This window comes from Pseudomonas sp. M2(2023) (genome assembly GCF_030263955.1).
GTDB classification, from domain to species: Bacteria; Pseudomonadota; Gammaproteobacteria; order Pseudomonadales; family Pseudomonadaceae; genus Aquipseudomonas; species Aquipseudomonas asiatica.
Genome location: NZ_CP127114.1, coordinates 4,671,989 through 4,690,507, shown reverse-complemented (window position 1 = coordinate 4,690,507; position 18,519 = coordinate 4,671,989). Strand labels below are relative to the sequence as shown.

14 protein-coding genes are annotated in these 18,519 nt (G+C 63.0%); all 14 read right to left on the bottom strand.

The annotated features are described in order from the left end of the window. Nucleotides 1-130: 130 nt before the first annotated feature. The 14 genes from QN085_RS21565 to QN085_RS21500 all read right to left on the bottom strand — a co-directional run bounded on the left by QN085_RS21565 (nt 131) and on the right by QN085_RS21500 (nt 17,756). Nucleotides 131-943 carry an SDR family oxidoreductase gene (locus QN085_RS21565; RefSeq protein ID WP_024087719.1) on the bottom strand — a complete coding sequence of 271 codons (813 nt, stop codon included), beginning with the start codon at nt 941-943 and terminating at the stop codon, nt 131-133. A 150-nt stretch (nt 944-1,093) separates the two neighbouring features. After that, complete coding sequence (locus QN085_RS21560; protein ID WP_023660659.1) at nt 1,094-1,558, bottom strand: hypothetical protein; 465 nt, start codon at nt 1,556-1,558, stop codon at nt 1,094-1,096. Nucleotides 1,559-1,655: 97 nt separating this feature from the next. Beyond that, a complete protein-coding gene (locus QN085_RS21555) occupies nt 1,656-3,110 on the bottom strand; it encodes a mannose-1-phosphate guanylyltransferase/mannose-6-phosphate isomerase (protein ID WP_024087718.1) in 1,455 nt (484 codons plus the stop codon). A gap of 35 nt (nt 3,111-3,145) precedes the next feature. Then, nucleotides 3,146-3,793 carry an alginate O-acetyltransferase AlgF gene (locus QN085_RS21550; RefSeq protein WP_013974158.1) on the bottom strand — a complete coding sequence of 216 codons (648 nt, stop codon included), beginning with the start codon at nt 3,791-3,793 and terminating at the stop codon, nt 3,146-3,148. A gap of 16 nt (nt 3,794-3,809) precedes the next feature. After that, complete coding sequence (locus QN085_RS21545) at nt 3,810-4,967, bottom strand: alginate O-acetyltransferase (RefSeq protein ID WP_023660658.1); 1,158 nt, start codon at nt 4,965-4,967, stop codon at nt 3,810-3,812. 10 nt (nt 4,968-4,977) lie between these two features. Next, nucleotides 4,978-6,435 (bottom strand): MBOAT family O-acyltransferase, encoded by a 1,458-nt coding sequence (locus tag QN085_RS21540; protein ID WP_013974157.1) that lies wholly within the window; start codon nt 6,433-6,435, stop codon nt 4,978-4,980. Nucleotides 6,436-6,617: 182 nt separating this feature from the next. Further along, entirely contained in the window at nt 6,618-7,721 is a 1,104-nt protein-coding gene (locus tag QN085_RS21535; RefSeq protein WP_013974156.1) for a mannuronate-specific alginate lyase, read from the bottom strand. A 7-nt stretch (nt 7,722-7,728) separates the two neighbouring features. Continuing rightward, entirely contained in the window at nt 7,729-9,171 is a 1,443-nt protein-coding gene (locus QN085_RS21530; RefSeq protein ID WP_013974155.1) for an alginate O-acetyltransferase, read from the bottom strand. 13 nt (nt 9,172-9,184) lie between these two features. Beyond that, nucleotides 9,185-10,744, bottom strand: a complete 1,560-nt coding sequence (gene algG, locus QN085_RS21525) for a mannuronan 5-epimerase AlgG (protein WP_013974154.1) — start codon at nt 10,742-10,744, stop codon at nt 9,185-9,187. A gap of 22 nt (nt 10,745-10,766) precedes the next feature. Beyond that, nucleotides 10,767-12,245, bottom strand: coding sequence for an alginate export family protein (locus QN085_RS21520; RefSeq protein WP_013974153.1), 1,479 nt, complete (start codon nt 12,243-12,245; stop codon nt 10,767-10,769). Continuing rightward, a complete protein-coding gene (algK, locus tag QN085_RS21515) occupies nt 12,242-13,669 on the bottom strand; it encodes an alginate biosynthesis TPR repeat lipoprotein AlgK (RefSeq protein ID WP_013974152.1) in 1,428 nt (475 codons plus the stop codon). The genes QN085_RS21520 and algK overlap by 4 nt, the downstream gene beginning before the upstream one ends. 12 nt (nt 13,670-13,681) lie before the next feature. Beyond that, the gene (locus tag QN085_RS21510) at nt 13,682-14,848 is read right to left on the bottom strand and encodes an alginate biosynthesis protein Alg44 (RefSeq protein WP_013974151.1); all 1,167 of its coding nucleotides are present in this window, start codon (nt 14,846-14,848) and stop codon (nt 13,682-13,684) included. 36 nt (nt 14,849-14,884) lie between these two features. Further along, nucleotides 14,885-16,366 carry a glycosyltransferase family 2 protein gene (locus QN085_RS21505; protein WP_031324250.1) on the bottom strand — a complete coding sequence of 494 codons (1,482 nt, stop codon included), beginning with the start codon at nt 16,364-16,366 and terminating at the stop codon, nt 14,885-14,887. Nucleotides 16,367-16,439: 73 nt separating this feature from the next. Next, the gene (locus tag QN085_RS21500; RefSeq protein ID WP_023660654.1) at nt 16,440-17,756 is read right to left on the bottom strand and encodes a nucleotide sugar dehydrogenase; all 1,317 of its coding nucleotides are present in this window, start codon (nt 17,754-17,756) and stop codon (nt 16,440-16,442) included. Nucleotides 17,757-18,519: the final 763 nt, after the last annotated feature.

Below are 18,519 nucleotides of genomic sequence, written 5' to 3'. Positions count from 1 at the left end.
TCTGTTTTGCCTGTACCGGCCTCTTCGCGGGTAAACCCGCTTCCACAGGTATCGCACAGGGCTCAAATTCTGTGGGGTACCTGTGGGAGCGGGTTTACCCGCGAAGAGGCCAGCACAGACAACCAATCAATCAGAGCGGGCGCAGCAGGCCAAACCGCTTGCGCAACGCCCAATCCAGCACCCGCCGCGGCAGTAACCGGGCCATCAACGGCAACGCCGTACTGCCGTTCCCCAACCGCACCACCGCCGGCACCGGCGACTTCCCGACCGCTGCCAACACGCCCTGGGCAAACACCGCCGCCGAGGTGGGCTTGTCCTGCGAAGCCCGTGCCCGTGCCTGCACGTGCTCGCGCAACGGCCACCACGCCGAATCCGTCGCCAGCACCTGCTCGGCCTGGCGCTGGGCATTGCTGGCGAACTGCGAGGCAATCGCTCCTGGCTGCACTTCCATTACCTGCACACCAAACGGCGCCAGTTCCAGGCGCAAGGCATCGCTCAGGGCATGCACGGCGGCTTTCGAGGCGCAGTAGGCGCCGGCGAATGGCGTGATCAGCACGCCTGATACGCTGCCGATGTTCACCACCAGACCCCGTGAGCGGCGTAGCTGGGGGAACAATGCGCGGGTAACGCCGACCACGGCGAATACATTGGTTTCGAACTGCTGGCGCAGGGCATCCACACCACCATCGAGCAGCGGGCCCATGGCGCCGTAGCCGGCGTTGTTGATCAAGATATCGAGGTTTACCAGTTCCTCGGCCAGGCGGGCCAGCGCCTCGCTGTCGTTCACATCAAGTTGCCGCGCGGTGAAGCCGGCGGCGTTCAGTTGCTCGACATCCTCAGGTTTGCGGGCGGTAGCCCAGACGTGGTGGCCGGCATCGCGGAAGGCGTCGGCCAGGGCGCGGCCGATGCCGCTGGAACAACCGGTGATCAGGACGGTGGGCATGGTGGGGCCTGCTGTCAGGGAGGATTGGTTTTTCCTGTGCCGGCCTCTTCGCGGGTAAACCCGCTCCCACAGGTACACCACAGAATTTGAGACCTGTGTAGTCCGTGTGGGAGCGGGTTTACCCGCGAAGAGGCCGGCACAGGCGATACATTAGTTGGCAAACGTACCTTGCAGATGCTCTGCACGAAACTCCAGGGTCTGCGGCCGGTACCCGGAGCGCAGTGGCGGCAGTGGCAGGCAGTCCTTCCACTCGGCCCCTGGCTGCAGCTCACCCGGCCCACGGTAGCGCGGGGCGTTGTAGGTGTTCTCCGCCAGGTTCACGGTATCGCCCGGCGCATACGCCGCCACCCGCCAGCGCAACTCGGTCAGCGGCACGTCGTTACCGTTCTTCATGCGCACCTGCAGGGCGCGGTCGGCGGGGCAGTGTTCGGGGGCGTAGGTCAGGCGTAGGTCCAGGCGGGCCAATTGCGAGGTTTCGCGGGTGTCCTGCCAGACGACGAACAGGGCCACCAGGCCCAGGCCACAAACGGCTGCCATCGAGATCGGCAGGGCCTTGGCCGGGTAGCGCAACAGCAGCACCAGCCAGGTGAGGATGAGGAAGGCACCGATGATCATGGGACGTGCAGACCTTGATTGCGCGGGGTCTGACCATCGTAGCCCGAAATGGAGAGTGGCTCAAAAAGCGGGGCCGCAAAGCGGCCCCAGGGTTGCATTACTGCGCGATGGTCTTCACCGAAACACCCCGTTCGATCGGAGTGGAGGTACGCCCGTAAACATCCTCGAAGCGCTCGATGTCATCCTCGCCGAGGTAGCTGCCGGACTGCACTTCGATGATCTCCAGCGGGATCTTGCCCGGGTTGCGCAGGCGGTGCACCGAGGCGATCGGGATGTAGGTGGACTGGTTCTCGGTCAGCAGGAACACGTTCTCGTCACAGGTCACTTCGGCGGTGCCGGATACCACGATCCAGTGCTCGGCACGGTGGTGGTGCATCTGCAGCGACAGGCTGGCGCCCGGCTTGACGGTGATGTGCTTGACCTGGAAGCGGCCGCCCATGTCCACCGAGTCGTACGAGCCCCACGGGCGATACACTTCCAGGTGGTTCTGGGTTTCGCTGCGGCCCTGCTCGTCGAGGGTCTTGACCATCTGCTTGACGCCCTGGACCTTGTCCTTGTGGGCAATCATCATGGCGTCCTTGGTCTCGACCACCACGATGTTCTCCAGGCCGATCACCGACACCAGCTTGCCGTTGCCGTGGATCATGCAGTTGTGGCTGTCCTGCACCACCACATCGCCCTTGGTGACGTTGCCGTTGTCGTCCTTCTCGTGCACTTCCCACAGCGACGACCAGCAGCCCACGTCGCTCCAGCCGGCCGACATCGGCACCACGCAGGCGCGCTGGGTCTTTTCCATCACCGCGTAGTCGATGGAGTTGTCCGGGCAGCAGGCGAAGGTGGCTTCGTCGATGCTCAGCACATCACCGTCTTCCTGGCTGCGCTCCAGGGCCAGCACGCAGGTGTCGTAGATGTCGCCGTCGTGCTTTTTCAGCTCTTCGAGGAAGCGGCTGGCACGGAACAGGAACATGCCGCTGTTCCAGAAGTAGCCGCCGGCCTGGACGAACTCGGCGGCGCGTTTTTCGTCGGGCTTTTCGACGAACTGCGCCACGCGCGCCACGCCTTCAGGCAGCAGGGCGTCCTGGCTGGAACGGATGTAGCCGTAGCCGGTTTCCGGCTTGGTCGCCGGCACGCCGAACAGCACCATCTCGCCACGCTCGGCGGCCACGGTGGCCAGGGCCAGGGCGCGCTGCAGGGCTTTCTGGTCATCGATCACGTGGTCGGCGGGCAGCACCAGCATCAGCTCGTCGCGGCCCTCGTTGACCAGTTTCATGGCAGCCATGGCCACGGCCGGCGCGGTATTGCGGCCGAACGGTTCCATCAGGATGCCTTGGGTTTCCAGCTTCAGCGCGGCCAGTTGCTCCTGGACGATGAACTTGTGGTCCTTGTTGCAGACCACGATCGGTGTGTCCATGCCTTCGAACACCAGGCGCTCGAGGGTTTGCTGGAACAGTGTGTGTTCACCGGTCAGGGCCAGGAACTGCTTGGGGAACTGCTTGCGCGACAGAGGCCACAGACGGGAACCGCTACCACCAGAAAGAATTACCGGGATCATCATGTTTCTCCAATAGTCGTTGAGAGGCAGTGGAATCAGTTGCTAGCCACGGGGCGAGTTACCCACACCGGCGACAAGGCGTTGCCGGAACCCGTTACGTACAGCACTGCGGCTTCGCCGCGCTCCAGGGCGACGGGTTTGACGTCACCCACTTTCTTGTCTCCTTGGAACAGCGCCAGGTTGACCTTGACCGGGTTGATTTCGCGTTCGCCGCGGCCGTTGGCGGCCACCGGCTTGACCACTTCGGTCTTGCCGTCGGCGGTCTTCAGGGTCAGTTGCTGGTCACTCAGGTTCTGCACGCGAACCAGGGCTTTCTGCTTGTTCTTGAACGGCGGCTCTTCGATCAACTGCGGGTTGCCGCTGGCGCTGTTGACCAGGGTGTAGTACTTGTCCGCAGCCAGCTTGACCGGCACGCTCTTGCCACCGACCTGAGCGGTGTAGTCACCCCCTGGCAGGAAGCTGAAGTCACTGCTGCCCTGTGCACCAACCTGTTTGATCTGGGTGTTGCCGACCGAAGCTGCCGCCGGTGCGCTGGAAGCGTTGTAAAGGCGCACGAAGGTCGAGCCTTTCGGCGCGCTCGGGCCATACAGCGCGGCGTCGGCGCCGGCGAAGGCCTGCATGGAGGCCAGGGACAGGCCGGCAGCGAGGGTGAGGGCTTTGGCAATGGAAGTCTTGGTAGTCATATGTATGTTCCTCTGATTAGTGGTTAGTCCGGGTGGACGACAAAGCCAGGTTTTCTTCGGATTTACGGGTGTTCTTCAGCTGGGCGATCCACTGTGGATCGAAGCTGCTGAGGTCGTTCTTCATTGGCAGATAACGTTCGGGGAATTCCCACACCACCACTTGGGGGGCGGCGTTCTTGAAGGCATCGCTTTGCAGGTACTTGAGCATCGGCAGCAGCGGGCCATGGCCGTCTTCGGCGTAGTTGGCCACATCGCTGCGCAGAGCCTGCTGCAGCGCGCCGAGGAAGTTCCAGTGCGGGTTGGCGCTGTAGCTGGTGCCCACCAGCGCAACCGGGATCTGCGTGTCGGCGAACAGTGCGTCACCGGCTTCACCTTCGGCCTCGACCGGGCGAGTGGTGCGCTGCTGCAGGTTGTCCGGGGCCGGCAGAAGGTTGCTGAACAGCGGGTCCAGTGGCAGGAAGTTGGTCAGGTCGCCCTTGTATGGCGCGGTGCTGCCGGCTTCGGTGATGAACGCCTGCGGGTCGCCGTTGAGCAGGCTCTGGCGGCTGACCGCTTCGGCCAGTGCCTGCGCAGCCACTTCGGCGCCCATCGGCGTCCAGTGGGTGTCGGTGCGCAGGAACACCTGGCCGCGCGCCTTGGCCTGCTCCATGGGTGCCATCAGGTCCGGGGCGAACACGTTGGCCTGGCGTGCCTGGGCATGGAACTGGTTGTACAGGTCGTCATGCAGGCTGGTCGGCAGTTCCTTGCCCAGGTACTCGGCGTACACCCGCGCCTTGGCCGGCACGATCGCCAGCACCAGCTGGCTGCCGTGCTGCTGCAGGGTGTCGCGCACGCCACGGATCAGCGCCAGGTTTTCTTGCATCAGCTGCTCGGCACCTGCGGTGGGCTTGAACTCTTCGTCACTGAACAGCCACTGGTCGCGGCCCAGCACCACGCCAGGGCGGCCTTCGTTGAACAGCTTGAAGTCCATCGCCGCCCACAGGTTGGTACCCAGGCGCTTGATCGGGAACTGCTCGTCGTAGTGGGTCTCGGCGGCCTTGGCCAGCTTGCCGTTGAGCAGGGTCATCTGCTCGGTACGCTGGAAGCTTTGCAGGCCACCGGTGGACCAGACGCCCATGCCCACCAGCAGGCCGAGGAACGACAGCGAATAGGTAATGCGTAATGTCCGGGTCATGTCATCAACCTCAGAACTGGAAGTAGAGGAACGGCGAGTAGCTCTGCGCCGAAAGTTTGAGGATCGAGGCAACGAACAGCAGCAGCACCAGGGCGCGGGTCATCACCCGGGTCCAGTCCAGGCCGATCGAACCGTCGCTGTTGACCTCCACCGGGGTGGCCTTGGGCGTTGGCCGGGCGTTGCGGTAGAAGTCGCGCAGGCCGAAGAACGCCAGGGTGATGTAGGCGACCACCAGGGTGGCTACCTGCAGGCCGGTGAGCTGGGCACGGTTGAGTTCCGACAGCTGCCAGTCGCCGAAGCTGAACATGGCGCCGTACATGCGACCGGCCACTTCCAGGTTCTCGGCACGGAAGATTACCCAGCCAACCACCACCAGCAGGAAGGTGAATGCCCACTTCACCGGGTTGAAACGCTGCGGGTTGGTGTCGATGCCCAGCGCGCGCTCGATGGCCAGCCACATGCCGTGCCAGGCGCCCCAGATGATGTAGGTGAAGTTGGCGCCGTGCCACAGGCCACCCAGCAGCATGGTCAGGAACAGGTTGCGGTAGGTGTTGAAGGTGCCTTTGCGGTTACCGCCCAGGGTGATGTACAGGTAGTCGCGCAGCCAGGTCGACAGGCTGATGTGCCAGCGCCGCCAGAACTCGGTGATCGACTGGCTGATGTACGGCTGCTTGAAGTTCTCCATGAAGCGGAAGCCCATCATCAGGCCGAGGCCGATGGCCATGTCGCTGTAGCCGCTGAAGTCGAAGTACAGCTGCGCGGTGTAGGCCAAAGCGCCGAGCCAGGCATCCCCGGTGGTCGGGTTCTGCAGGGCGAAGCAGTGGTCGGCCACTACCGCCAGGGTATCGGCGATGAACACTTTCTTGATGAAGCCCTGCATGAAGCGGGTGCAGCCTTCGGAGAACTTGTCCAGGGTGTGGGTGCGGTTGTTGAACTGGTCGACCAGGTCCTTGAAGCGCAGCACGGGGCCGGCGATCAGGTGCGGGAAGATCGCCACGAACGCCGCGAAGTCGATCAGGTTGCGGGTGGCCGGGGTGTCGCCGCGGTACACGTCGATGATGTAGCTGATCGACTCGAAGATGTAGAACGAGATACCGATCGGCAGCAGCACGTGGGTGAGGATGAACGGCTCCAGGCCGAACGAGGAGATGATCGCGTTGAGGCTGTCGACGCCGAAGTTGGCGTACTTGAAGTAGCCGAGAATCGCCAGGTCCACACCGACGCCGAGCAGCAGCCAGCGCTGGGCCGGCTTGGTACGCACGCCGGCGGCGCCGACTTTCAGGCCGATCCAGTAGTTCCACAGGGTCACGCCGGCGAACAGGGCGAGGAAGTCGACCCGCCACCAGGCGTAGAAGATGTAGCTGGCGACCAGCAGCAGCAGGTTGCGATAGCGTTGCCCGCTCAAGTAGTACAGGCCGAGGAAGATCGGCAAGAACAGGAACAGGAACACGTTGGACGAGAAGACCATCCCGGTTCTCCTTTTTGTTCACAGCATCCGGGGCAAAGCGCCCCCCAAACCCCCCACATGTTCGTGGCGGGCTACCTAGATTCCTGTGGGAGCGGGTTTACCCGCGAAGAGGCCGGCACAGGCACCGCACATGGCAGGTCTGGCCTTTTCGCGGGTAAACCCGCTCCCACAGGGGTTTTACGTTACTTTTTCGATTCCGCGCTCGGGTCATAGACCCGGGTCAGGTCGCCGCCCAGCCGGAAGCTGTTGAACGGCTGCATACCGCGCTTGCGCTGCAGGGTGTCGCCACTGCACGCATACAGGCTGCAATAGGGCTCCATCCACGAGTACTTGCTGTCGATCTTCAGGTCTTTCATGTCCTGTTTCTCGCCATTGCGGGCCTTGAACGCGCTTGGGTCCTTCGAACCGTTCAGTACCCGCTGCGCCAGGCGCTGCAGGGCGTTGTTGTTCTCGCCGCGCACGTCCACGCCATTGACCTGGGCGAAGCTGGCGATCATCGTCAACGGCGGCAGGGCGTAGTTGTGGTAGGCCAGGGCGCGTTGCTTGCGCTTCAGTTCGTTGGGCAGGAAGCCCTGCTCGTCTACCTGGTTGGCGCCAACCCTGTATTCCTTCACGGCCCAGTCGAACAGGTCGCGACGGTCGGTGGCCACGGCGGTGGCCATTACCGCCCAGGCCGCCCAGTAGCTGTGGTTGTTGATCTTCTCCAGTGGCAGGTCGCTCCAGTCGCGCACGGTCTGCTCGGCCAGGCGGGCGAACCATTTTTCGATCAGCTCGGCCTCGGCCTGGTGCGCGGCCAACGGCTGCGAATTGGAGAACTTCAGGCGCAGCCACGAACCACTCATGCTGCCCAGCGCCCATTTGCGCATCGACTTGCCGGTGTGGTTGTAGTCGGTGGACATCAGCGCATCGGCGCGTGCCCAGCTGCCCAGCCAGGCCAGGGTGCAGTCGAGCTGCGCCGGGCGGCCGTCACGCATGTACTGGCCGATCATCTTGCTCACGCCTTTCTCAAGGGTGGTGATGTCTTCGGTGGACTTGCGAAAGGCCTTTTCCGAGTCGGCGTTGAGTGTTGCCCGCGCCTTGTCCGAGCCTTCGTACTTGCTGCGGAACTGCAGGGCACCGGTATACGGTTTGGGGGCAGCTTCGCAGCGGAAGTTACCGTCGCCGGTCTTGAGCTTTTCGATCCCCTCGTAGTAACCCTGGGGCGGTACCAGCGCGGCGTGCGCGGCACCGCCGCACAACGCCAGGGCGAGCAGGGCGGGGCGGGAAATTCGCTTGAACGGGATCATGGTCGCCTCACTGGCCGGCCTGCGCGGTCTGCGCAGGCACGGCGAAGTTGTTGCGTTTGCAAAGCTTGGCTTCGACCTTCTGGGTACCGCTTTCCGGCCCCTGCACCTCGAACGCCAGCAGGCTCTGGCTGGCCCAGTCCTCGTCTTCGCGCATCTGGAAGACGAAGCGGCCGTCGGTGTCGGAGGTTTCCGGTTTTTCCAGCTTGATGTCCTCGTGGCGGCCGTTGAGGTACCAGAGGGTCGCTTGCAGCACCTTCACCGACGGGTCTTCGAACTTGATGTCCATCTGCATGTTGCGGTTGATCAGGTCTTTGATCACGCCGCCCTTGCCATTGACCATCAGCTCGTTCTTGCCGGGCTTGAGGGTGGCGCTGGCGCTCATCAGGGCCGGGCGGTCATCGCAGCCGTCGTCGAGCAGGCCAAGGATTTGCCGCCAGATGGTTTCCTGGTCCAGGCGATACAGCGGGGAGAATTCCCAGATCAGGATCTTCGGCGGGTTCTTCTGGAATTCTTCGCTGCCCAGGTACTGGATCATCGAACCTTCCAGGCCACCACCAGGGAAGGCCACGTTGAGCACGTCGGCGCCGATGTACTGCTCGAGGAAGCCGGAGAAGTTGTAGTTCTTGCCACTGTGGCTGGTGCCGACCAGGGTGATCTGCGCGTTGCCGCCGTCACCGAACAGGTCGTCGCCGCCGCCGGTGGAACCTTTCGGCTCGGTGGCGAACTGGTCCATGTATTGGACGGCATAGCTGGTGCCGCACAGCTGGCCGGCCACGTTATGCAGGGTGCCGGTCTTGCCCATGCGCCCGGACTTTTTCGTTTCGAATTCCTTGCGCGGGATGCCTTCGAAAGCCGGCATCTTGTGCACGGTATCGGCCACGATCCTGGCCGCGCGCTCGGCGCCGTAGGGCGTCCAGTGCTGGTCGCCGCGGAAGTAGAAGTCCTTGCCCTGGTCGGCAGCGGCCAGCTGTTCGTTGGTCAGCGGCGACAGGTCGGGCACGTTGTAGCCCATGCTGGCAAAGCGTTTGAGCATGGCCTGGTAGTTGCCCAGGGCCTTCTGGTAGTCGAAGGCAGCCTTTTCCGCCGGGTTGAGCATGTTGCGGTTCACCAGGCCGCGGGTCGGCTGGTACACCACCACCAGTTCCACGCCGCGCTTCTTGAATGCGTCGTGCACTTGCTGCAGGCGCTTGTAGCCGGCCGGGGTGGTATTGAACTCGGTGCGCAGGTCTTCGCGGGTACGGAACAGCCAGTCGCCCTTCGCCTGCACCAGCGTGGTGAAGTTCTGCTGGTAACGGGTGGTGTAGCGGCTTGGGTCATGCGCTTCAGGGCACAGCTGGCAGCAAGGCTCGGCGCTGAAGGTGGGGGCCTTGACGTCTTCGGCGCGCACGCCCTGGCTGATCGCCAGAAGGGCGGCGGACAGGCCCAGCAGTTTCATCAGATGTGGAGTCATGGTCTGGGCTTCCTTAATCGATCATTTCGGTCTGGCGTTCGACCGGGTCGATCAGCACAGCCTTTTGCTGGCGTACCAGCAGGTCGAGGATTTCGTCCTGGCGTTCGCCGAGGATGCCGTTGAGGCTGATGCCGTTGGCCTTGCGCGGGGCGAGCATGGATACCTTGTACAGCTCGACCGACAGCGGCGAGTCGATCGACAGCGGGCCCGAGCCGTTGGCCGCCAGTTCGCCACCGACCAGGATCAGCGACACCTTGGTGTCGAACGGGTCGAGGGCGATGTCGCGGTCGGTGTTGGACAGGTCCTTGATGTGGCCGTACACGCCGACCAGGCCGTTGGCCATTGCGACGTTCTCGTACAGGCGGATGTTCACGCTGTTACGCACGCGGATGCCGTGGCGGCGGTTGTTGATCAGCTTGTTGCCCCAGATCAGGTTGTCGCCACTTTCGTACAGGGTGATGCCGTCGGTGTGGTTGCGGTAGATCTCGTTGTAGGCAATCAGGTTGTTGACGCTGTTACGGTCGATCACCACGCCCGAGAGCTTGTTGTCGAAGCTCTTGTTGTTGATGATCCAGCTGTCGTTGACCTCACGCGAGACGATGATGCCGTGCTTTTTCTTGGTGCCGTACACCGTGTTGCCGGCGATGATCAGCCGGTGCGAGCGGTCGTGCGGGTCGATGCCGTAGACGATGTTGTCGCGGTAGGTGCTGTCCTTGACCACGAAGTCCTGGGTTTCGTAGCAGTAGAAGCCGTACCACATGTCGCTGAACTCGGAGCCGATGATCCAGCCGGTGGGTTCCGGGCGGCCCATGCGCTTGGCCATGTTCGGCGTGTACTGCGAGATGCTCACGCCGTACGACTTGGACTTGGCGTAGCCGAAGCTGGCCATCTTGGTATTGACGATGTAGGTCTCGGTGCCGCCCCACGACAGCAGGAACGGGCGGAATTCCTTGGGCGAACGGAAGGTCGCCGGGCCGTTTTCCTTTTCCCGCCAGCCGGTCACCTGGGTGTCGGTGACGAACAGCTTGCCGTCGTTGACCAGGAACGAACCGCCTTCCTGGGACAGGCGCAGTTGCTTGACCTTGCCGTCGATCTCGAGGATGCCCTTCTGCCCGACCACGATCGGCAGGCGCGCCAGGTATACGCCCGGCTCGACTTCGCTGAGGTACTGCTTGGGTACCTTCTTGCTCAACTCGAGCAGGTCGACATGGCCGTCATCGACGAAGATCGCCTGCGGAATGCCATGCTGGCGCTGGACCCACTCGGCCGCCTTGTTGTCGCCGCCGACGAATTCCTTGAGGGTATCCTCCTGGAACATGCGGCGCAGGCTGACCTTGCCTTTGTGGCGACGGTCGATTTTCTTCTGCACCGCCTCGGCGGTGTAGCCGGTCAGGTCAGGCAGCTTCGGCGGGTCCATGTGCAGCGGCTCGACCGGTGCACTGGAGACCGTGTAGGTCTTGGCCTGCTGCAGTTCCTTGGCGATCACCTGGGGCTCTGCGGCAGCCACCAGGCCGCTGGCCAGCAGCAAGGCGCTGGCCAGCAGGCTGTGACGTAAGTGCGGGTGAAGGTTCATAACGGTAAGTCCTCTACCGGCCTCAGAAGCGCCAGATCACGTCGACGAAGGCGCGGTGCATGTACGAGTCCGCTTCCTTGCCGTAGGCGTCACCCGGCTTGAACACACCGGCGCGCAGGCGCACCAGGGCAGATGGCTCGTCGATGGCCTGGCTCATCGAAGCCGGCAGCAGGCCTTGCTTGAAGTACTTGGTCACGACCACGTCCATTTCCTGGCCAAGGTCTTTTTCGCCATCGACCAGCGGGCGGTTCACACCGTTGTCGTTGACCACCGCGTTGATGCCGCTGGAACCGATGTTCTGGTTGCCATCGACACGCCAGAACTTGTGGTAGATGAAGCTGGCGTCGTAGTCGTCGCGCAGTTGCCAGGAGGCGAACAGGGTGGCCGCCTGCAGGTTGCCCAGCTCGCCACGGAAGGCTTCACCGAAGCGGTGCACGCGCGAACGGGTGCCGGTGTAGTTGGAGCGGTTGCTCTCCAGGCCGGTCTGCTCGTAGTTGCTCGAACCGTCGTCGCCACCGCCGCCGCTGCCACGGGCATAGGCCGCACCGACCTGCCATTGCGGGTCGAGGCGCAGGCGGATGCCGAGGTCGGTGGCCCAGGCGTTGACGTCACCGCTCTGCTTGCCGGTGGCCACGGTTTCGTCACCGACGACCTGGCTGCTGAGGGTGTCGCGGTCACCGGTCAGCCAGGTGACGCTGCCCCAGTAGTTGACGGTGTGGTCGTTGCGCCAGTTGTAGGCGTCGCTGTTCGCTTCCAGGCCCAGCCAGGTGAGGTCGCCGGTGCGGGTCTTGTCCAGCGCATCGACGGTTTCGCCCGGGTTCTTCAGGCTGCCGCCATCGTGGGTATGGTGGGCGCGAACGCCGACCCAGTGGCCAGGGGTCCACTGCGTGGCGACGTTGCCGTAGAGGTGTGTGCGGTCCTTGTCTTCCGGGGCCAGCTCGGTGAGGTCGGTGCGGTATTCGCTGAAGCGCTGGGCCACGCCCAGGTCGGCCTTGAGCAGGGTGGTGTCGAAGGTCCAGTTCAGCGCCTCGATATTGGTGTCACGCCACATGCCATCGTCGCTGCGCAGGCGCTGGCGACCGAAACGCAGCTGTTCGCCGGGGTAGGCGGTGAGGCCGCTGTAGCCGACCCAGAATTCGCGCATGGCCAGGTAGCTCTTGTCCTGTTCACGGCCGTCGGCGGCGGTGTCGGTGCTGGTGCCGTCGTCGTTCTGGCGCAAGGTATCGGTTTCAATGGTGTCGGTCGCGGTGACGGCTTGGCCCATGGCATAGGCGCTCCAGTTGCCACGCTCGCCATATACCCAAGGGCGCAGATCGAGACCGAGGCCGTTGACGTCACCGCCGGAGCGGGTGCCAAGGTCACGGTCGTCTTCCGACTGGCCGGTGATTTTCACATCCAGGCCGAAGTTCTTTTCAGCGGTCATTTCCGCCAGGGTCGGGCAGGACCACAGCAGGGCGAAGCTCAGGCCGATGCCAGCTTTCACGAAGGGATTGAGCGTCATAGCGAGTCCTCACCGGTTACTTCTTTTTCGTCGTCTTGCAGGGCTTCGATGGCCAGGGTGCTGTTGGCACCTTGCGCCATGCTGCCGCGCGCCTGCTTCTCTTGTGCCAGCAGTTGCTGGGCCTGGCTGCGCTGGTCAGGCGTAAGTTGCTGGTCGAGCTGCTGCAGCAGTTCAGCGGATTGCGGCGACGGGTTGGCCTGGGCGAGCTGGGCGAATACCCAGGCGTTGCCCGGTTGCGGGCGAATGCCGTGACCTTCGCTGAACAGCTGGGCCAGGGCATAGTCGGCGCTGTTCTGCCCGCCACGGGCGGCGGCCAGCAGGTGGTCGACGGCCTTCTGCGGCTCGACATTGCCCAGGTAGCCGCGGCGGTACAGCTGGCCCAGGTAGTAATGGGCGCTGACTTCGCCGGCGTCGGCGGCAGCCTGCAGGAGTTCTTCGGCTTTGGCCGCGTCCGCAGGCACGGTCTTGCCTTCGTAGTACAGGCGGCCCAGCAACAGTTCGGCGCGTGGCTGTTCGGCTTCGCGGCCCTTGTCGATGTAGGCCATCAGCTGGTCGGTATCGCCCAGCTCGGGGAAGTCGTACACCAGTTGCGCCAGGCTGACCCAGGACGCCGGGTTGGCCGGGGCCACCTGCTCGAGCAGGTCCTTGGCGGTTTTTTCGTCGGTCTGGCCGAGGCTGCGGTCAGCCAGTACCCGGGCAACGCTATCGACCCGGGTGGCCGGCACTGCGCCCTGGGCGTAGGCAGCCTTGAGCTGGCCGAGGAGGGCAGCCTGCTGGTCGGCCTGGCCGCGCTTCTGGTACACGGTGGCCAGTTCGACGTAGCAGATGTCGGTGGTGTTCAGCGCGGCCTTGCAGATTTTCTCCACTTCGCCCAGGTGCTGGTCGTAGGTGCCCTGGGTGCGGTACAGCAGCACCTGGGCCAGGCCCGCTTCCGGGTTACCGGCGGCGCGCCACTGGTCGATCTGCTGCTGCGCATTGACCTTGGGGAAGCTCTGCGGGTAGGTCAGGTAGAGCATCGCCAGCGGGATCAGAGTGTTGCTTTCGCCCTGCTTGGCGGCTTGCTTGAGCAGGGTTTCGGCTTCTTCGCGCTCGGCCTGGGTGCTGTCGGGCTTGGCCACCAGCAGGCGGCCAAGGCGCGCCTGGGCACGCGGCGAGATGGCGGCCGCGGCGCGGTAGGTGGCCTCGGCTTCCTTGATTTTCGCCGGGTCGCGGGTGGCGACCTTGATGTCGGCCAGGCCCACTTGCGCTTCGCTGTAGCCCAGGTCGGCCAGCGCCTTGTAGTTGCGCTCGGCCAGTGCCGTGTCACCGCGCTTCATGGCTTCGTTGGCCAGGCGCTGGTCGGGCAGGCCTGCACAGCCGGCCAGGGTGATGGCTGCAGCCAGGGCACACAGGCCCAGGCTGGCGCTTTTCTTGTGGGGAATCATGTTGTGGTCCTCTTACAGCCCACGGGCCATGGCTTTGTCGATCAGCCAGTTCAGCGATGGGCCACGGTCGCTGTTGACCGAAGCCGGGCGACCGGCGAGTTCGGCGGGCAGGGCGCTGTCGGGCTTGATCTGCACGCGGATGTCGGCGGCCAGGTCTTCGCTGTTGAGGCTGGCGCTGCTGACGATCTGGCCGGTACGCACTTCGTCTTCGCCGGCTACCTGGAAGTTGACGCGGGTGCCTGGCTTGACCTCGTCGAACTGGCGGTAGGTGAAGCGCGCCTCGACCATCGGGTTGGTGGTGCGCGGGATCAGCTGGAAGATCGGCTGGCCCTTGGCGGCGTACTGGCCGTTGTCCACCAGCTGGCGGGCAACCACGCAATCACACGGGCTGGTGAGGGTGCCGGACAGCTGCTTGCCGAACAGTTCCTCGATCTTCGCCGGCTCCAGCTGTGCGTCTTCCAGGTTGCCCTTGAGCATGTCCAGCATGCTGGTGGTGAAACTGGCCAGTGGCGCGCCCTTGGCGATCTGCCCACCGCTTTCGACCAGGCTGTTCACGGTGCCGTCGCGCGGCATGGTGACGTTGGTGGTGGGTACCGCGACCACGCCGGCTTCGGCATGGCTGACGAAGTACATGCCGTACAGCGACTTGGCGATGAAGCCGAAGGCGGCGACACCGACCACGAACACGCCTAGGGTGACGGTGACCGCCTTGAGACGGCCGAACGCGCTCAGGCCGGCACCGCCGTCCTTCTGCTTGCGCGCCTTGGTGAAGTTGTCGCGCTGCAGGGTGCTGAGCACATCGCCGGCAGTGATCAGCTCACCCGACAGGTGCGAGGTGATGATGTGGCGCAGCGTGGCGATGTCGCGGAGCTCGAGGTTCTGAAACTGCGCGCCGGTACGGCCACTGCCCGGATTGTAGGAGCGCACCTGGAACTCGATGTCCATCGACAGGCCGAGGTTGTCGACCGTGAACTGCAGCCGCCCGCGGAGCACGTCGCCAACCGACAGTTGTTGCTTGGTGTGGAAACTCAGGCCACCGGCGGAGAGGTCGTCGACCTTCACATCGTGGGCCTGGCGCTGAGGGTCGAGGAACCGCAGCTTGGCGGGGATGCGTACCCGGGCATGCTGGCGCTGGGCTTCGGACTCATGCACGACGTTGACGTTCACGGCGGTATTCATGTGGTTTGTTCCTGTTAGTTCCGATCCGGGTTGGGCTCACACGACCATGAACAGCACAGCAACGAAGATGCTGGCAGCCGAGAAGGTCATGGTCCGCGAGGACCAGGTGTTGAACCATTGTTGAAAGCTGGCGAGGTCACGCTTGAGGGCAGTGGGCTGACGCGTCCAGGACTGCTTGTCGAGGCGGAAGAACACGTAGATCTTCATCAGTGCGCCGATGATCTGGTTGTAATAGAGAATCAGCGGGTAGGCCGGGCCTACGTTGTGGCCGGAGCACAGCAGCATGATGGTGAGGATCAAGCGGGTGATGCCGATCCACAGCAGATACACCAGCAGGAAGCCCAGGCCGAACTTGAGGCTGGCGATCACCGCCACGGTCAGGCCCAGCAGGCTGGTCCACATCGACACGCGCTGGTCGAACAGCACGATGCTGGTGAACAGCCCCAGGCGGCGCAGGCCCAGGCCAAGCGCGCGGGAGTTCTGCCGCAGGTTGTTGCCGTACCAGCGGTACATCAGCTTGCGGCTGGCCTTGAGGAAGCTCTTCTCCGGCGGGTGCTCGACCGTGTTGATGGCGGCGTCCGGCACGTAGAAAGTGTCGTAGCCCAGGCGCATCAGGCTGAACCAGCTGGACTTGTCGTCACCGGTGAGGAACTTGAAGCGGCCCAGGCGCCAGTGCATCAGCGAGTCGCTTTCGACGTCGGCGATGAACTCGGGGTTGGTCACCACGCTGGCGCGGAACATCGACATGCGTCCGGTCATGGTCAGCACGCGCTTAGACAGGGCCATCGAGCACATGTTGATGTGGCGCTGGGCGAAGCGCAGCTTGTGCCACTCGCTCATGATGTAGCCGCCACGCACTTCGCAGAACTCGTTGGTGGTCAGGCCGCCGACATTGGGGAACAGCTTGAACCACGGCACGGTCTTGCGTACCACGCCATCGCCCAGCACGGTGTCACCGTCGATTACCGCCACCACGGCGTTCTCGTCCGGCAGCATGCGCGAGATCGCACGGAAACCGTAGGCCAGGCCGTCACGCTTGCCGGTACCGGCGATGCGCACGATGTCCAGCTTCACGTGGGCTGGCGGGTTGTATTTGGCCCACAGGCTTTTCACCAGCAGTTCGTCCGACATCTCCACCAGCGAGCAGACCACGGTGGTGGGGAAGCCACAGTTGATCGCCTCGCGGATCACCGAGCTGTACACCTGGGCGGTGGTGAGAGCTTCGATGCGAAAGCTGGTCACCATCAGATACACATGGGACGGGTCGGCGTCCTTGCCCATTTTCTGAACCTTGCGGCGCAGGTACGGGTATACGCCGTAGAGGAAGATCATGCCGCGGATGAAATGGGTGGCGCCCATGGAGTAGCGCCAGATGCCGACTGCGCCGACCAGGAAGATGAAGTGCTTCGACTGCGAGTCGAAGATATCGGCTGGCAGGGCCAGGGCGATCAGCATGAGCAGACTCACGTAGAGCAGCCAACCGGCGCACTGCAACAGCACTGTCTGGATCCTTTGCATGTTCAGCATCCGTCGAGAATTCGGGAAAAGGTGGGCAGCGGGGGTGGGGAGGCCCCCGCTGCCCGGCCAGCACTTACCAGCAGATGCCTTCGGTGCGGCTGGTGGCGCAGGTCGGTTTGCTCATGAAACCGACCAGGTCGATCACGTGCTTGCCGGCCGGTGCTTGTTGGGCCAGTGCACGGAACTGCTCGTCACGGTTGCCCAGGACGATGACGTCGGCGTTGTCGATCACCTTCTGGAAGTCGGCGTTGAGCAGCGACGACACGTGCGGGATCTTCGATTCGATGTAGTCCTTGTTGGCGCCGTGGACGCGGGCGTACTGGACGTTGTCGTCGTAGATATCCAGCTGGTAGCCCTTGCCGATCAGGCGTTCGGCCAGTTCCACCAGCGGGCTTTCACGAAGGTCGTCGGTGCCGGCCTTGAAGCTCAGGCCGAGCAGGGCGACCTTGCGCTTGTCGTGGGCTTCGATCAGCTCGAAGGCGTTCTGCACCTGCGATTCGTTGCTGCGCATCAGCGAGTCGAGCAGCGGTGCGCGTACATCGAGGCTGGCGGCGCGATAGGTGAGGGCGCGCACATCCTTGGGCAGGCACGAGCCGCCGAAGGCGAAGCCAGGGCGCATGTAGTACTGGGACAGGTTCAGCACTTTGTCCTGGCAGACCACGTCCATCACGTCACGGCCATCCACGCCTACGGCCTTGGCAATGTTGCCGATCTCGTTGGCGAAGGTGACCTTGGTGGCGTGCCACACGTTGCAGGTGTACTTGATCATCTCGGCCACTTCGATCGGCTTGCGGATGATCGGCGCGTCGAGCTCTTCGTACAGGGCCTGCAAGATGTCGCCGCTGGCGCTGTCCAGTTCGCCGATGACGGTCATCGGTGGCTGGTCGTAGTCCTTGATCGCGGTGCTTTCACGCAGGAATTCCGGGTTGACCGCGACGCCGAAGTCGACGCCGGCTTTCTTGCCCGAGCAGTCTTCGAGGATCGGGATCACCACGTTCTTCACGGTGCCCGGCAGCACGGTGCTGCGTACCACGATGGTGTGGCGGCGCTCGCTGTCACGCAGCACGTAGCCGATTTCGCGGCACACCGACTCGATGTACTCAAGGCCCAGGTCGCCGTTCTTCTTGCTTGGGGTTCCCACGCAGATCATCGATACGTCGCTGGCACGAATGGCTTCGGCGAAATCGGTAGTACCGCGCAGGCGGCCGTTGGCGATGCCCTGTTGCAGCAGTGCTTCCAGGCCAGGTTCGACGATGGGCGACTTGCCCTGATTGATCAGGTCGATCTTGGTGCTGGATACATCCACACCGATCACTTCATGGCCTCGCGCCGTCAGGCAGCCAGCACAGACTGCACCCACATAACCCAAACCAAAGATGCTGATACGCATCGCTATCACCTCATGTGTTTATCACGCCGGCACCTCCGGAGAGAGCCGGACTGGGTTGATTAACAACAGTTTTCGGGCGCACGGATCCATGGCGAAATGCACACTTCGCCGAGCGCAGGCAAAATAAATCCGGAGCGCAAAAAATTATGCACTCAAACGTGGCAGTAAAAAGCCATTAATTAAAAAACGTGCCCTGGAATGCAGCCGTCTTTATTGCAATGCGCTACGTGGCGCTTTGCTGTGCTTGTTTTTTCAAGTGGAAAAATCCTTTGAAATCAACCACTAGGACGAATTGAAAGGGACGCTTCTCTCCTGCATGGACAGGGTTTTCGGGGGTTCCCGTCATACCTGTCGAAGTTGTTGGGGCTAGTAGTAGATACCTGCCGTTGTCATCTGTAAGTCATTTCTCACAGCCCAAGGGCAGGAAAATCGTTACGGCACTATGAGCGATTCGTCGTAGCAGAAGTTCCGAGGTGGGTTCGGCGTGGATGAAAGATTTCTAAATATTTTTTCAGTGGCGGACAATTTCAATCTGATAGCACTCGGGGGTTTTGCCCCGATATATAAAGGGCGAAACTGTTGCGAGATATTTTTATGCCAGCATCGAAAAATATTTTGAAAAATTCGTCAAAAAAGCTACGAACGGTCTTATGGCGTTTGGCTATAAGTTGCGGTATGTCGATTTTTTGGCGTCGGATTTGTGGCGTGATGGCGATATGAAGCGTGCCCTGTTGCAGGGCAGGGGAGGTGCGTAATGGCTGCT